Raw genomic sequence first — 15983 nt, 5'->3', positions numbered from 1 at the left:
AGTCCCCCTATTTTCCTGACAAAATTTCTTGCTCCATCATATTTATAATACTGAATATTTCGTCTTTTTTAGTTTTTAATGCAGCCTTATTCACAATCATTCGAGCAGATATAGAATACATTTCCTCAAATACAATGAGTCCATTTTCTTGTAATGTTTTTCCTGTTTCAACAATATCAACAATCGCATCTACCAATCCAAGAATAGGAGCGATTTCTACAGACCCTTCTATTTTTATGATTTCTACATCCTCTCCTTTATCATGAAAATAGTTAGAAGTAATATGTGGATATTTCGTCGCAATACGTTTCTTCCGGTAGCTCTTCGGATTATAAGTAGGGATAGAAGCAACACAAAACTTACACACACCTACTCCTAAATCCAACATTTCATAAATATCTTTTTCGTTTTCCATTAAAATGTCTTTTCCAACGACCCCGATATCCGCTACTCCATGTTCTACATAAGTAGCAACATCTACTGCTTTCACCAAAATAAATGAGATATCTGTATTTTTACTTTGAAAGACAAGCTTTCGTCCTTTATTTTTAAGCTCTGAACAATCGATTCCAATCTGCTCAAAGAGTGGAATCACATGTTTTTCTAATCTTCCTTTCGTTAACGCAATTTGAATGTTACGCATGAAGTTTCTCCTTCTTTCTGGACTACCCATTTCTCGTTCCATACATATTCCACTAACGATTCGTTCTTTGCCTCAACAACCGTCACTATTTGATTTTTTCTTGCAAATTGAAAGGTGTCATTTAAATTAGAACATAAAGATATCTCTACTTTTTTCCCGTCCTTTTGAAGTAAATTTCGTAACCGTTCCGCTTCTGCTAATCTATTTAACTCGTAATGAATCATAATATCTATTCTCTTTCGTTCATACGGTTCTTGCTGCTCCTGCAGCGCCTTCACAATTTGATTAACTTGCACCGCGAGTCCAACAGCCGGCAACATTTCTCCAAAATTTCCAATTAACTCATCATATCTTCCGCCACTAACAATTTCTTCTCCAATTTCATATATATACCCTTTGAAAATAACACCTGTATAATAGTCCAAATGTTGAATCATACCTAAATCAATTGATATGTACGATCCATAGCCTAGCTTGTCAATTGCTTCATATATTTCTTTCACTCTTGCAATGGCCATTTTCATTTCATTACTGGAGGCGAGTTTTTCTGCTTCCTCAATCACTTCTAAATTCCCAAATAACCTTGGTAATTTCTCCAGTAACCTTACTGTTTCATCACATCGATCAAATTTTTTTTCTCTAATAAAATTTGATAGAGCAGCATAATTTTTACTTTCAATATATGTTCTAAGAACTTTCTCTTCTTCCTCATGAATGGAGAGCTTTTTGACAATACATTTATATAACTGCACTTGCCCAATCTCTATTGTAAAAGATTGCACTTTCAACTTTTGAAGTGATTGAATGACACTTATAACACATTCAATTTCAGCTCTTACATTATCAATACCGATAATTTCAATACCACTTTGCACGATCTCATTATATTTTCCAGTAAGGGACTCATTCGCTCGAAATACATTTCCGCTATACGTCACTTTAAGTGGTGTATCACACCTCTGCGTTCCGATCACTCTCGCTAAAGGAATTGTCATGTCTGGACGCAATACGATAATCCTTCCCTTTTCATCAAAAAATTTATACATCTTTTCTTCATCTATCGGCCTGCTTTGAAAAGCGAACACATCATAAAATTCAATTGTTGGTGTCCTTATTTCTTCATAACCTCTCTCTAAAAAAGTACGCCTTAATTTTTGCTCCACTTCTTCAATTAACGTACATTCTTCGAATAAATAATCTCTCGTTCCATTTGGATTTGCCCGTTTCCATTTTGTCATCGAAATTCTCACACCTTTCCCTTTCTAATGTATGCTTATTTCATGCACCTAAACCGAAAATAAAAAGAGCCTTGTAGATAAAATATACCTACAAGGCTCTTTAGTAGCGTGTAGGTACAACGGGAATAACCCTTGCACCTACACGTTTTCACGCTAGGTTCAAGGGCTTTATGTATGATGATGTAGTTGTGTAAGCATTTTAATAGATTGCATTGTTTTCATAATACTTACTCCCTTTCTCCTCTAATTTTTACATAGTATATAATACTTAATTCTGAATGTAAATACATTTTAAATATTCCGTTATCTTTTAATATACAGCTACCATTCTTTCATACTCCTTTATTTCTTGTTCATATTGCATTGTAATACTAATTTCATCTAAACCATTTAATAATTTCTCTTTCCACATTTTCTCGATTGTAAAATGAAACCTGTGCGTACTTGTTGTAATTACTTCATTCTCTAAATTTACTTCTATTTGTTCTCTTGCATCCGTTTTGGCAAGCTTTTCTCGCATTTCTTTATCCATTACAATTGGTAACATACCATTCTTCATACAATTCATATAAAAAATATCTGCAAACCCTCCCGCGATAATTACGCGGAAACCATAATCAGCAAGTGCCCAAGGTGCGTGTTCTCTTGAAGAACCACATCCAAAATTATCACCTGTAATTAATATACTTGCTCCTTTTCTATCTGGTGCATTAAGTGGGAAATTAGGATTTTCGTGTCGTTCATTATCATACCGCCACTCATCAAATAAATATTTCCCAAATCCCGTCCTTTCAATTCTCTTTAAATATTGCTTCGGAATAATTTGATCTGTATCAATGTTATCATTCATAAGTACTGCGACAGTACCTTTATGAATACGAAATGGCTCCATCATAACTCTCCTTTCTAATATCAACAAAATGACCATATAACGCAGCTGCTGCCGCCATTGCCGGGCTAACTAAATGTGTTCGTGCTCCTTTTCCTTGTCTCCCTTCAAAATTACGATTTGAAGTGGAAGCGCAATGCTCTCCTTCAGGTACTTGATCTGGATTCATTCCAAGACACATGGAACATCCAGGTTCTCTCCATTCAAATCCTGCTTCTTCAAATATGTGATGTAGTCCTTTTTGCATCGCCGCGTCCCTTACTCTTTTCGATCCAGGCACAACGAGTGCTCGCACACCTTCTTTTACCTTTCTCCCTTTCACAACAGATGCAGCAATTTCTAAATCTGAGAGCCTGGAATTTGTACAAGATCCAATAAAGACATGCTGAACTGGAATGTCATACGTACTTTGTCCAGGGCTTAATCCCATATAAGAAAATGCTCTTTCGTCATTTACATCATGCTTTTCTGGCAATTTCTCATCAATACGAACTCCCATACTCGGATTTGTTCCCCACGTAACGTATGGCGCTAAATCCGTAACGTCTATCGAAATATGTAAATCATACATTGCATCTGCATCTGTATAAAGTTCAGACCATTTCTTCTCGAAAGTTTCATAGTCTTTCGGTGCATATTTACGTCCTTTTACATAAGCAACTGTTTTTTCATCTGGCGCGATAATACCCGCTTTTGCTCCTCCTTCAATCGCCATATTACAAAGCGTCATTCTCTCTTCCATCTCCATAGCCTGAATCGTCTCTCCGTAAAATTCCATTACATATCCCGTTCCAACTGCTACACCGTACTTTGAAAGGAGATGCAAAATAATATCTTTTGCGTAAACGCCTTTCTGTAATTTTCCTTTTAACTCAATGCCCATCGCTTTCGGTTTTCTTTGCCACAGCGTTTGCGTTGCCAATACATGTTCCGCTTCACTCGTACCAATACCAAACGCTAGCGCGCCAAACGCACCGTGCGTTGCTGTATGACTATCACCACAAACAATTGTTTTGCCTGGCTGCGTGAGCCCAAGTTCTGGTCCGATAACATGAACGATCCCTTGCTCTTCATCTCCGATATCCGCTAACGGCACCTGAAATTGTTTACAATTTTCCCGAAGTGTATCTAGTTGCTGCTTCGCAATGCGATCGGTAATATTCCAAACATCTTTCGTTGGAATATTATGATCCATCGTTGCGAATGTTAAATCTGGTCTGCGTACCGTTCGATTTGTAAGCCGCAAGCCTTCAAAGGCTTGCGGTGACGTTACTTCATGAACAAGGTGCAGATCGATATATAATAAATCTAATCCATTTTCATTTGTCGCAACTACGTGTCTTTCCCAAAGTTTATCTAGCAACCTTTTCCCCATTATCTTCCTCTCCCTACTAGTGCTTGCTCTTCCATTTCTTGCATTACTGCCTTCGTAAATGAAGTTGTCGTTTCAGTCCCGCCAATATCTGTTGTACATTTTCCTAATTTAAGGACTGCTGAAATCGCTTCTTCAATTGCACCCCCCTCTCTCGTTAATCCGAACGATTGCCCAAGCATCATGGCAACAGAGCGCATCATCGCAATTGGATTTGCCTTATTTTTCCCAGCAATATCCGGCGCTGATCCGTGAATAGGCTCGTATAGCGAAGGGCCCTTTTCCGCGTGACTTGCTGATGGAAGCATTCCTAATGATCCAGCTAATACGGAAGCTTCGTCACTTAAAATATCCCCAAATAAATTTTCTGTTACAATTACATCAAACCGTCCTGGATTCCGAATTAACTCCATAGCAGCTGCATCTACTAAAATATGTTCTAGTTCAGCATCTGGATAACGAAGGGCTACTTCTTCTGTTACAGTTCTCCATAGTTTACTAGATTCTAAAACATTCGCCTTATCAATAGATGTTACTTTTTTCTTCCGTTTACTCGCTAATTGAAAGGCATAAGAAACGATACGTTCAATTTCATGGCGATGATACGTAAGTGTATCTGTTGCTACTTCGTCGGTTCGTTCTTTCGGATAAGAAAAATAAATCCCACCTGTTAATTCACGAACGACAACGAAATCAATTTCATCAGCCTTTTTTAATGGCGATAAATGTGCCGTTGCACTTTCTACCGTTACAGGGCGAACGTTCGCAAATACACCGAGCCCTTTTCTTAAAGCTAATAATCCTTTCTCTGGTCTTTCTTTCGCACTATCCCACCTTGGTCCACCAACTGCTCCTAGTAAAACCGCATCACTTGCTAAACAAGCGGCAAGCGTTCGTTGTGGTAATGGTTGCCCATTTAAATCGATAGCACTCCCGCCAAAGTACTCATCTTGCAAATGAAAATGATGACCATATAACCTTTCTACCATATGCAATACTTCCTTCGCACTTTCCATAACTTCCGGTCCAACACCATCACCAGCTAAACAAACGATACGTTTTTCCAATTTCAACACTCCTTTTTAACTGAATTTTCAGAACTTTAATTTGACAGGTGAGAATAGCCTCTCTCACCTGTCAAACACTTATTTCACAAGCTGGATAAAAGATTTCAATTTCCCCGCTGCGTGGACATATGCTCTCGCCGACGCTTCCAATACGTCTTGCGCAACACCAAAACCTGATACTTGATGTGTTCCTTCTTTTAATTCAACATGAACATGAGCCAGTGCATCTTGACCTTGTGTAATAGATTGTATGCGATAATCCGCTAATTCACATTCTAATCCTAAAATTCTTTGGATTGCATTATAAATCGCTTCAATACTACCAGAGCCAGTAGCTGCATCTTCGAATACATTTCCTTCCTCATCTTTTAGTACAACTGTCGCACATTGTGTACTATTTGATACGAAATGTACTTGCAGTTGCGTAATATTATATTGCTGAGCCGCAAATGCTGCTTCACCAAGCATAAGTGCTCGTAAATCTTCCTCAGTAATTTCCTTCTTACGATCAGCTAATTTTTTAAACGCTTCAAACACTGCATCTCGTTCTTCCGTTGTAAATTCATAGCCAAGCTCTTTCATTTTTTCTGTAAACGCGTGACGTCCAGAATGTTTTCCAAGTACAAATAGGTTTTGAGATTCGCCTACTAACTCTGGTTCAATAATTTCATACGTTGTCACTTCTTTTAATACACCATCTTGATGAATTCCGGATTCATGAGCGAATGCATTCGCTCCAACGATTGCTTTATTTTTCGGTACAACCATACCTGTTAATCTGCTTACTAATGTACTTGTCGCTTTAATTTCTTTTAGCGTCATAGAAGGCTCTGCTTGATAGAAATCTTTTCTAATATGAAGAGCAACTGCGACTTCTTCTAATGCCGCATTCCCTGCTCTCTCTCCAATTCCATTAATTGTTCCCTCTACTTGCAATGCTCCCCCTTCAACCGCAGCTAGCGAATTTGCTACAGCCATCCCAAGGTCATCGTGACAATGACAAGAGAAAATTGCTTTTTCATATGAAGGAACGGATTCTTGTAAGTACTTAAAAAGAGAATAATATTCTTCTGGATTCGTATATCCAACTGTATCTGGAATATTAATTACATTCGCTCCTGCACAAATCGCAACTTCTACTGCCTCAGCTAAAAAATCTCTTGCTGTTCTTGTCGCATCTTCTGCAGAAAATTGTACTGTTGGAAATAATGATTTTCCAAGTGTAACAGAACGATGAATACTATCTAATACATCCTCTTTTGACATACAAAGTTTATATTTCATATGAATATCACTTGTAGCTAAAAATACGTGTAAACGAGGAGATACCGCACCTTTCACAGCTTCATATGCCCTTCGAATATCGCTTTCTTTTGCTCTAGCTAAACTCATAACTGTAGCATTTTGAATTGTATTCGCGATGCGTTTTACCGATTGAAAATCCCCTTCGGAAGCTGCTGCAAAGCCAGCTTCCATAACATGGATCCCTAGTCTCTCTAATTGCCTTGCAATTTGCAATTTCTCTTGTTCATTTAAATTCACTCCTGGTGATTGTTCGCCATCACGTAGCGTCGTATCCATGAACAAAATCTGCTTCATATTATTTCATCCCTACCTTTACTCGCGGCTGTACGAAAGGCATCATTTCACGTAATTTACGTCCAACTACTTCGATTTCATGTTCATTCTCTTTCTCATTTGTCGCATGGAAATTCGGTCTTCCTGCTTTATGCTCTGCAATCCAACCTCTTGCAAATGTACCATCTTGAATTTCTGCTAGCACTGTACCCATCGCTTTCTTCGTATCTTCCGTTACAACGCGTGGCCCTGATACGAAGTCGCCCCACTGCGCTGTATCTGAAACTGAATATCTCATATTTTCAAGTCCACCTTCATACATAAGGTCAACAATAAGTTTCAGTTCATGTAAACATTCAAAATATGCAAGTTCCGGCTGATATCCCGCATCAACTAACGTTTCAAATCCAGCTTTTACTAGCGCAGTTACTCCGCCGCAAAGTACAGCTTGCTCTCCAAATAAGTCTGTTTCTGTTTCTTCTTTAAATGTCGTTTCTAATACACCAGCTCTCGTCGCTCCAATTCCATCGGCATAAGAAAGTGCCTTTTCAGTCGCAACTCCTGTTGCATCTTGGTATACTGCAAATAATGCTGGAACAGCGCCACCCTCACTAAATGTACGGCGTACAAGATGTCCTGGACCTTTTGGCGCTACTAGAAATACATCTACATTCGCTGGTGGTTTCACTTGATCAAAGTGAACATTAAATCCATGTGCGAAAACGAGAGAATTTCCTGCCTGTAAATTTGACGCAATTTCCGCTTCATATACTTCTGGTTGCAGTTCATCTGGCAGTAAAATCATTACTACATCAGCCTGCTTTGCTGCTTCCGCTACTGTATATACTGAAAATCCATCTTCTTTCGCTTTATCCCAAGACTTCCCTTTTCTTAAACCTACTACTACATCAAATCCGTTATCACGTAAGTTTTGCGCATGCGCATGACCTTGCGAGCCGTATCCAATGATTGCTACTTTTTTTTCCTTTAATACATTTACCGTTACATCTTTTTCATAATAAACTTTTGCCATTTTCATTTCCCCCTATATTTAAATGATTATTGAATTAACATAACTTGCTTATCTTGTTTTTTCATACTACGCGTAAAGGCTGTTACCCCTGTTCTTGCAATTTCTTTCAAACCGTATGGACGAAGTAATTCAATTAATGCTTCTACTTTCTCCTGTGTACCTGTTACTTGCACAACTATGGAATCCTTTCCAACATCTATTACAGCGGCTCGAAACGGTTCAATTAAACTGTATAATTCCGCCCTCGCTACCGAAGTGGCTACTTTAATAAGTGCAAGTTCTCTTGCAATCATCGCTTCTTCTGTAATATCTGATACTTTCAAAACATCAATTTGCTTATGCAGTTGTTTAATTAGCTGCTCAACTTGCTGTTCATTTTCAACGTGTACAACAATCGTCATCCGCGATATGTCCGATGCTTCCGTATGACCTACTGAAATACTTTCAATATTAAAATGTCTTCGTGTCATAACACCTGTAATTCGGTTTAACACACCACTTTGATTTCGAACTGTTGCTGTAACAATTCTCTTCACCTTTTTTCCACTCCCTCCATTTGGTGAACACCTTTCCCTGGCGCAACCATCGGCATTACCTTTTCTGATTGAAGTACACGGCAATCAATTACGACCGGTTCTTGTAATTCAATTGCATGCTGCAATTGTTTCTTCGCAAGAAGTGGATCATCTATGCGAACTCCTTTTATGCCATACGCATTCGCAAGAGCAACGAAATCTGGTTGGCAAGGTAGTAAAGAGTGCGAATATCTTTTGTTATAAAATTCATCTTGCCATTGTCTTACCATTCCTAAAGCTTCATTATTTAAAATAAATACTTTAACAGGTAAAGAGTGTTCTTTTAACACACTTAATTCTTGCAGTGTCATTTGAAATCCAGCGTCACCAACAATTGCAATAACTAGTTCTTCAGGCTTTGCAATTTGTGCACCAATTGCTGCAGGAAATCCGAATCCCATCGTTCCTAATCCTCCTGAAGTTACCCATTTATCTGGATTTTTTAGCGGATAATATTGGGCTGCCCACATTTGATGTTGCCCCACATCTGTTGTTACAATCGCTTCTCCTTTCGTAATTTCATATAACATATCAATTGCATATTGAGGCTTAATACTTTCAGAATTTCGTTTATAAGAGAATGGATACTTTTCTTTTCTATTCTTTAATAAAGAGATCCACTCATGATGATTTTCTGTCCTTCCTTCTGATTGAAGTAATACTTGGAGCGCTTGCTTAGCACTTGCAACAATAGGAATTTCAGTCGGCACATTTTTTCCGATTTCTGCTGGATCAATATCAATATGCGCGACAGTCGCCTCCTTAGCAAAATAAGCTAAATTTCCAGTAAGACGATCATCGAATCTCGCACCTATATTAATGAGTAAGTCGCATTCATATAACGCCATATTCGCTGTGTAAGAACCATGCATTCCTCCCATCCCTAGAAAAAGCTCTTCATCTGGTGGAAAGCCACCAAGACCAAGTAATGTATGCACAACAGGAATTTCGTATTTACGAGCAAAACTTGTTAATTCTTTCGAAGCTTTCGCATGCAATACACCTGCTCCAGCTAAAATTAATGGCTTGTTTGCAACTCTAATTGCTTGTAATAATTTGTTTATTTGAAGTAGATTCGGTTCATAATTCGGGTTGTATCCTGGTAAATCCATTTGCGCATCACTACATCGTTCGCCTTGCTCTACTACCATATCTTTCGGAAGGTCAATAACGACTGGCCCTGGTCTTCCTGTTCTCGCAATATGAAATGCTTCTTTAATAATTCGAGGTAAATCTGAAGCCTTTCGCACTTGATAATTATGTTTTGTCACCGGCATCGTAAGCCCCATAATATCGGCTTCTTGAAAAGCATCACTTCCAATTAATGTTGTCGCTACTTGCCCTGTAAATACAACAAGTGGTAACGAATCAATCATCGCATCTGCTAGACCAGTAATCACATTTGTAGCACCCGGTCCACTCGTTGCAATGACAACCCCTGGATTGCCAGTAATTCTGGCATATCCTTCAGCAGCGTGAATAGCACCTTGTTCATGCCTTGTTAAAATATGCGGAATTTCACAGTCATAGAGTGCATCATAAAGAGGTAAAACAGCACCACCAGGATAACCAAAAATCACTTCTACTCCTTCCTTTTCTAGCGCTTCTAACAATAGCTGTGCACCAGTTGCCAGTTTCTCTTCCGTTTTTGAAGACATTGTTCTTATAAGCCCCCTTTTAAAAACTTTTATCAATAAAAAAAATCCTACGTCCACACTCCAGCTATGTGCTGAAGGGACGAAAGATTTCGCGGTACCACCCTTCTTTGCAAGAATACTCTTGCCTCAGTGACCCATAAAATGAGTCTAGCTAGTAACGGAGCTACCGTCTAAGCCTAGACAAATGCTTCAGCTTAGCACTCAAGGGCGATGTTCGTCGACGTGAACCATCGGTTTCCAGCAACCACCGACTCTCTGTGAGGCTTCACAATCAACTACTCCTCCCTATCAACGCTTTCTTATGTTATAAAAAGTTGTTATCCAACTTTATTTTCTTCGTAAATTTTCTCTCCATCTTCTATAACTAACTTTCGGAATTCTTCTAGTAAACGATTCGTATGTGGACCCGTTTGCCCTAAACCAATCGTTCTACCATCTACTGTCGTAACAGCAATTACTTCAGCTGCTGTTCCTGTTAAAAATACTTCATCAGCTACATATACGTCATGTCTTGTAAATAACTCTTCTCTAACGTCATATCCAAGTTTTTCACCAATTTCTAAAATAGCGTTTCGTGTAATGCCTTCTAACGCTCCAGCAGAACTTGGTGGTGTAATTAATTTATTTCCTTTTACAATAAATACGTTATCCCCTGAACCTTCAGCTACGTATCCTTGATCATTTAACATAAGCGCTTCTTGTACTCCAGCCAATTTCGCTTCGATGCGAACTAAAATATTGTTTAAGTAATTTAAAGATTTTACTTGAGGCGACAATACATCTGGACGGTTTCGGCGCGTTGCAACTGTTACAACTGGAATCCCTTTTTCATAATATTCTTGCGGGAATAAAGATAGTTGCTCTGCAATTACTACTACATTCGGTTTTTTACAAGAATCAGGATCTAACCCAAGATTTCCTGCTCCTCTCGATACAACTAGGCGAATGTATCCATTAGATAATTTATTTTGTCGAATCGTCTCAACAACAATATTCGTTACTTCATCTAAAGAATATGGAATTTCTAACATGATGGATTTTGCTGATTCATATAACCGGACAAGATGCTCTCTCAAACGGAAAACATTACCGCTATAGACTCTAATTCCTTCAAATACTCCATCTCCATATAAATAACCATGATCATATACTGATACTTTTGCCTCGTCTTTTGGAACAAATTCTCCATTTAAGAAAATCCATTGCTCGTTCACTGGAAAGCGCCTCCTATGTTCTATGAATTTTTTATTGTTTCCTAGTTTACTCTCCTTTCTAAATAAATCAAGTGAATTTTTAGAAAATTTATAATTTTTATTCGTACGTACATCTTTAATTATATTGATTTAACAACATTGTTAACGTTTACAAAAAGTCAAAAAATTTTTTTCGTCAATTTCCATTAAAAAAATATTTGTTTAAAAGAAGGATTTTCGTCAATTGATACGAATCTATTGTATTCAATAAACGGACGTCCGTTTTTATAAATTCGGGAATATACAACGACTTTTGCTGAAAAAGGGGGGAAATAATAAAAATAACGCTGTCTAAAAATAACATTCATATTTTTCATTTCGGAATCATAATCCTATTTTTAAAAAACAATTTGTCAAAATGAAGGAGGAAATCAATATGGCGTGTGTACAAATTAAAGGAACGAGACAAGAGGTAGTAGAAATGCTTCAACTATTCGATCTAATGGATACGAAAGGTTTTTGTAAATTCGATAATTATGTAGAGGTAGAACCAAATAATAAAGAACATAACAATTTTATTGCTTCCATCGACATCCATTCAAATACTTCTTCCGCCCAAGATACTTTAAACGATCAATTCGTAAGCCAAATGCTTACTGGTGTATATAACGACTAAATAAAGTCGTACTTTAATCAGACTACCCGTAAATAACAGATAAATATATGCTTCCTACCGTCTTTGTATAAATATATACGATGAACTTGAGCATACTAACAACTAGATGGTAGGAGGTGAGAATTATGGCTAAAATTGGTGTTGAAAATTCGTTAACAGATGTCCAACAAGCTCTTCAGCAACAGGGGCATGAAGTCGTTACAATTAACTCGGAACATGACGCACAAGGATGCGACTGTTGCGTTGTAACTGGGCAAGATTCTAATATGATGGGTATTGCAGATACATCAATAAAAGGATCGGTAATTAACGCCCACGGTTTAACAACAGATGAAATTTGCCAGCAAGTTGAGAGCCGCATTTAAATTCCATACAAAAAAGAAAGAGGACTCCTTCTGAAAAGGAGTCCTCTTTTTTATATTCACCTAACGGGAAAGTAACATATACTGGATGAAAGCCCTACCTCTCTCTCATCATTACGGTTCCACTGACCGCTCCTTGATTCACTAGTATACCTATAAAGCCTATAATTATAATTTATAGGGTTTGTTCACAAAAGTTGTTGGTAAAACTACCCGATCTTTCGCAAACTTTTCGTATTATATTTATAAGATTTATTTACTTTACACTAGCTGTAACCGAGACACGAATTAAAATTTTAACATCAATATAACAACTTGTCAACATTTTTCACAAATTTAAAACAGACAATAACGGTTTGTCTGTTTTAGAATGGAGCTTTTTCTTTTATTACATATACAACAAAACCGCTTACTAACATACATAAGCCAACTACTAAGTTTTTGATATTAATCATAAATTCCTCTCCCTTATTCCACACATCATATATATTTACAGTTCAATTATTCCGATCATCCTAAAGCGCACTTTTTCTAATATATCATAATTCCTAAAAAATGCAAGTTCACTTTTAGCGACCATTTACAAATTTATCTACAGTGCTTGGTACGGTATTTAAAGCTTTTTCAATTAAATGTGTACTACTATTGAGATGTAATACTTGCACACCGTTAGAACCAACTACTAAAAAAGCAACTGGGCTAATAGAAACCCCAGCCCCGCTTCCGCCTCCAAATGGATGACTTTGCTTATTCTCTTTATGCTGCCCTTGTCCATTATTATGTTTTTCGGAAATAAATTCACCTTTAAAGTCACTTCCTCCAGCTCCAAAACCAAAGGCCACTTGAGATACTGTTAATACTACATTTCCGTCAGCTGTTGAAACTGGACTTCCAACAATCGTATTTACATCTACCATCTCTTTTAAATTTGTCATTGCTGTTTTCATTAAATTTTCAATTGGATGTTCCATTATGTATTGCACCCTTTCCTCATTATTCTTTTTTATACTTTCCAAAATAGAGGAAGTCATACTAACTTTTCCTATTTCAAAAAAACAATCTTCACCTTTTAAATGGATATTACTCCCTGTACATACTCGGATAAAAAGGAAAAAGAGATACATACTACTATTGAACCTTGTTATGAAAGGAGTCATGACTTTGACTGAGAAATTTGATGAGTATAAAAAAAGAGATAGAATAGATAGTGATTATAGTGACTATAAAGAAGAATATGCAGCTGAGGTTGCACCACAGCGCATTGATTATGATTACGATGAGAAGGAACATAAAGATGATGTAAGATCGTCCGCTGCTGGATCAACGGCTGGCTTTATCGCTCTTGCCTTATCTATCTTATCACTTTTCACCTTCCCAACATTATTCGGTCTTGTTTCTGTACTACTAGGTATTTACGCTTATAATCGCGGAGCTACTGTAACTGGTGGTATCGCTGCGATTGTCGGCGGAATTGCAGCACTCATTGCAATTTTATTCCGAGTAGCGCTTATCGGCTTATTGTTCTCCCTCTTTTAAAAAGAAAAAGGTATCTCGCTTATGCGGGATACCTTATCCTGTAAATACATCTTCTGACGGATATTTAATTTTTTGTTTTGCTGGTCGCGCTAAAGAAAATACAAGTGTTAACGGTCCGATTAATCCACAAAACATAACAAACATAATCATACATTTTCCAAACGCTGATAACTTTGCAGTAATTCCCATCGTTAATCCTACCGTTCCAAACGCTGAAATTGTTTCAAATAGTAACTGAATAAAACTGAAGTCTTCTGTAAGCATTAACATAAATACTGCTGCAAAAATAAGGATTTGACTAGCAACGGCAATTGCTAATGCTCTCGTTACTGTCGACATTTTAATTGTGCGCTGAAATAATACGATTTCCTCTTTCTTTCTAAAGAAAGAAAGAACAGATGTAACTAAAATAACAAACGTTGTTAATTTAATCCCTCCACCTGTTGATACACTTCCTGCACCAATAAACATTAAAACCATCGTAAATAATATAGATGATTCTTCCATTCCCCCGTAGTCAACTGTATTAAATCCAGCCGTACGAGGAGTAATCCCTTGGAAAAAAGAAGCCCATAACTTTTCATTTAACGGTAAATTCCCTAACGTCTTCACATTATTATATTCCAATACAAAAATCACAATCATCGCTATCACATTTAGCGCTACCGTTCCAATAATCATGATTTTGGAATGAAGCGATAGTTTTCGAAAACTCCGGCTATACCATATATCAATTAGTACGGTAAATCCGAGACCACCTATTACGATTAAAGAGCAAATCCCAATATTAATAATCGGATCGCCTACATACCTTGTTAAATTATCCGGCCATAGAGCAAATCCAGCATTATTATAAGATGCGATCACGTGAAAAATACTATAGTATAAACCTTTTCCAAAGCCAAACTCTGGAATAAAACGAAATGATAAAAAGATGACTCCAATAAACTCAATACAAATTGAAAATATAAAGACACGTTTTACTAATTTTACGAGACCACCTATATTTGTCTGATTAAACGCCTCTCCAATTAATAAGCGATGACGTAATCCGATTTTTTTACCTAATACCCAAACAATTAAAATGGCAATTGTCATAAGACCTAAACCGCCCGTTTGAATTAAAAACATAATTACAATTTCGCCAAACATCGTAAACGTACTTGCAGTATCTACTACTCCCAAACCCGTTACAGTTGCTGCTGATGTTGCCGTAAAGAAAGCATCTACCCAACTAATATGTACTTTCGTTGCGAATGGTAACTTTAATAACAAACCGCCAACCACAATTAAGCAGAAAAAACCTAATGCTAATATTTGTGGTGGATTTAATCGTATAAAACGATTATACAGCCTTTGTCTTTTTGTTACTTCCATATTCACTAGCTCCCTTTTTTCCCTCATAACTAAAGGCTTATAAAAAACCTTAAATAGCAGGATAAACCTTATATTCTTATAATATAGTTGAGCATAATCCTTTTTTTCATAGTTTTCAACTGTTATTTATACTCGAACTTCACTTCATTTATGAAAAGACTCTTTCTATTATAAGTATCCTTACTCTATAACTCTCACAACAATCATTTTATATGTATCATTCCTTAAATCCTCATACCTTTCACTCTATGTTCACATAGGGGTCACATCTATCTTTTATAGTATATGTATCGGAGCTGTTCCTCCCTAATTTATAAGACATTCCCCAGTGTCTTGAACAGCTTTCCATCCCTAATTAAATTGACATAAATTGTCCCCTTCCTTTGGCCATCCTGTGTGATGGTCTTATTTTTTGTCTTTCTATCTTCTATTTAAAACTCCCTCTCTCTTTCACTCTATGTTCACACGGGCGTCACATCCACATTTTATAGTATATGTATCGAAGTTGTTCCTCCCTAATTTATAAGACATTCCCCAGTGTCTTGAACAACTTCCATCCCTAATTAAATTGACATAAATTGTCCCCTTCCTTTGGCCATCCTGCGTGATGGTCTTATTTTTGTCTTTCTATCTTCTATTTAAAACTCCCTCTCTCTTTCACTCTATGTTCACACGGGCGTCACATCCACATTTTATAGTATATGTATCGAAGTTGTTCCTCCCTAATTTATAAGACATTCCCCAGTGTCTTGAACAACTTCCATCCCTAATTAAATTGACATAAAT

16 protein-coding genes and 1 other annotated feature are annotated in these 15983 nt (G+C 37.2%); of the genes, 3 read left to right on the top strand and 13 right to left on the bottom strand.

The window, feature by feature from the left end; genetic code table 11:
- Window positions 1-7 precede the first annotated feature (7 nt).
- The 10 genes from hisG to ilvE all read right to left on the bottom strand — a co-directional run bounded on the left by hisG (window position 8) and on the right by ilvE (window position 11267).
- Complete coding sequence (gene hisG, locus ACTFRN_RS04845) at window positions 8-643, bottom strand: ATP phosphoribosyltransferase (RefSeq protein ID WP_001244478.1); 636 nt, start codon at window positions 641-643, stop codon at window positions 8-10.
- Complete coding sequence (gene hisZ, locus ACTFRN_RS04840; RefSeq protein ID WP_000170318.1) at window positions 619-1881, bottom strand: ATP phosphoribosyltransferase regulatory subunit; 1263 nt, start codon at window positions 1879-1881, stop codon at window positions 619-621. The genes hisG and hisZ overlap by 25 nt, the downstream gene beginning before the upstream one ends.
- Before the next feature lie 310 nt (window positions 1882-2191).
- Window positions 2192-2773 (bottom strand): 3-isopropylmalate dehydratase small subunit, encoded by a 582-nt coding sequence (gene leuD / locus ACTFRN_RS04835; protein ID WP_000433214.1) that lies wholly within the window; start codon window positions 2771-2773, stop codon window positions 2192-2194.
- Complete coding sequence (gene leuC, locus ACTFRN_RS04830; protein ID WP_000518095.1) at window positions 2751-4145, bottom strand: 3-isopropylmalate dehydratase large subunit; 1395 nt, start codon at window positions 4143-4145, stop codon at window positions 2751-2753. Before leuC ends, leuD begins: the two co-directional genes overlap by 23 nt.
- On the bottom strand, window positions 4145-5209 hold the full coding sequence (gene leuB / locus ACTFRN_RS04825) for a 3-isopropylmalate dehydrogenase (protein WP_074614902.1): 1065 nt from the start codon (window positions 5207-5209) through the stop codon (window positions 4145-4147). The genes leuC and leuB overlap by 1 nt, the downstream gene beginning before the upstream one ends.
- 78 nt (window positions 5210-5287) lie before the next feature.
- Window positions 5288-6808: a 2-isopropylmalate synthase gene (gene leuA, locus ACTFRN_RS04820; protein ID WP_000809575.1), complete on the bottom strand. Its 1521-nt coding sequence runs from the start codon at window positions 6806-6808 to the stop codon at window positions 5288-5290.
- Window position 6809: 1 nt separating this feature from the next.
- On the bottom strand, window positions 6810-7820 hold the full coding sequence (ilvC, locus tag ACTFRN_RS04815) for a ketol-acid reductoisomerase (protein WP_074614904.1): 1011 nt from the start codon (window positions 7818-7820) through the stop codon (window positions 6810-6812).
- A 26-nt stretch (window positions 7821-7846) separates the two neighbouring features.
- Window positions 7847-8356, bottom strand: a complete 510-nt coding sequence (gene ilvN, locus ACTFRN_RS04810; RefSeq protein ID WP_000822944.1) for an acetolactate synthase small subunit — start codon at window positions 8354-8356, stop codon at window positions 7847-7849.
- Entirely contained in the window at window positions 8353-10053 is a 1701-nt protein-coding gene (gene ilvB / locus ACTFRN_RS04805) for an acetolactate synthase large subunit (RefSeq protein ID WP_000095845.1), read from the bottom strand. Before ilvB ends, ilvN begins: the two co-directional genes overlap by 4 nt.
- A 72-nt stretch (window positions 10054-10125) precedes the next feature.
- Window positions 10126-10354, bottom strand: a binding site (T-box leader).
- 16 nt (window positions 10355-10370) lie between these two features.
- On the bottom strand, window positions 10371-11267 hold the full coding sequence (ilvE, locus tag ACTFRN_RS04800) for a branched-chain-amino-acid transaminase (RefSeq protein ID WP_001005497.1): 897 nt from the start codon (window positions 11265-11267) through the stop codon (window positions 10371-10373).
- A 415-nt stretch (window positions 11268-11682) separates the two neighbouring features.
- Here ilvE and ACTFRN_RS04795 point away from each other — a divergent pair, with 415 nt between their 5' ends.
- The gene (locus tag ACTFRN_RS04795; RefSeq protein WP_000752504.1) at window positions 11683-11922 is read left to right on the top strand and encodes a DUF3911 family protein; all 240 of its coding nucleotides are present in this window, start codon (window positions 11683-11685) and stop codon (window positions 11920-11922) included.
- A 125-nt stretch (window positions 11923-12047) separates the two neighbouring features.
- Window positions 12048-12287: a YkuS family protein gene (locus ACTFRN_RS04790; protein ID WP_001062581.1), complete on the top strand. Its 240-nt coding sequence runs from the start codon at window positions 12048-12050 to the stop codon at window positions 12285-12287.
- Window positions 12288-12649: 362 nt separating this feature from the next.
- On the opposite strand, the gene ACTFRN_RS04785 is transcribed toward ACTFRN_RS04790, so the two are convergent.
- Together ACTFRN_RS04785 and ytfJ are read right to left on the bottom strand one after the other, a co-directional pair.
- On the bottom strand, window positions 12650-12739 hold the full coding sequence (locus ACTFRN_RS04785; protein WP_000608225.1) for a hypothetical protein: 90 nt from the start codon (window positions 12737-12739) through the stop codon (window positions 12650-12652).
- A gap of 114 nt (window positions 12740-12853) precedes the next feature.
- On the bottom strand, window positions 12854-13315 hold the full coding sequence (gene ytfJ / locus ACTFRN_RS04780) for a GerW family sporulation protein (RefSeq protein ID WP_001997038.1): 462 nt from the start codon (window positions 13313-13315) through the stop codon (window positions 12854-12856).
- Window positions 13316-13427: 112 nt separating this feature from the next.
- Here ytfJ and ACTFRN_RS04775 point away from each other — a divergent pair, with 112 nt between their 5' ends.
- Window positions 13428-13820, top strand: coding sequence for an imidazole glycerol phosphate synthase (locus ACTFRN_RS04775; protein ID WP_001997037.1), 393 nt, complete (start codon window positions 13428-13430; stop codon window positions 13818-13820).
- A 33-nt stretch (window positions 13821-13853) separates the two neighbouring features.
- Here ACTFRN_RS04775 and ACTFRN_RS04770 read toward each other — a convergent pair whose 3' ends face one another.
- Window positions 13854-15197 carry a TrkH family potassium uptake protein gene (locus ACTFRN_RS04770; RefSeq protein WP_000454127.1) on the bottom strand — a complete coding sequence of 448 codons (1344 nt, stop codon included), beginning with the start codon at window positions 15195-15197 and terminating at the stop codon, window positions 13854-13856.
- Window positions 15198-15983 lie beyond the last annotated feature (786 nt).

Origin of the sequence: Bacillus cereus group sp. MYBK245-2 (genome assembly GCF_051916145.1) — a bacterium.
GTDB classification, from domain to species: Bacteria; Bacillota; Bacilli; order Bacillales; family Bacillaceae_G; genus Bacillus_A; species Bacillus_A pacificus.
Note: the sequence above shows the minus strand (reverse complement) of the source record. Positions and strands in the feature narration are given on the sequence as shown.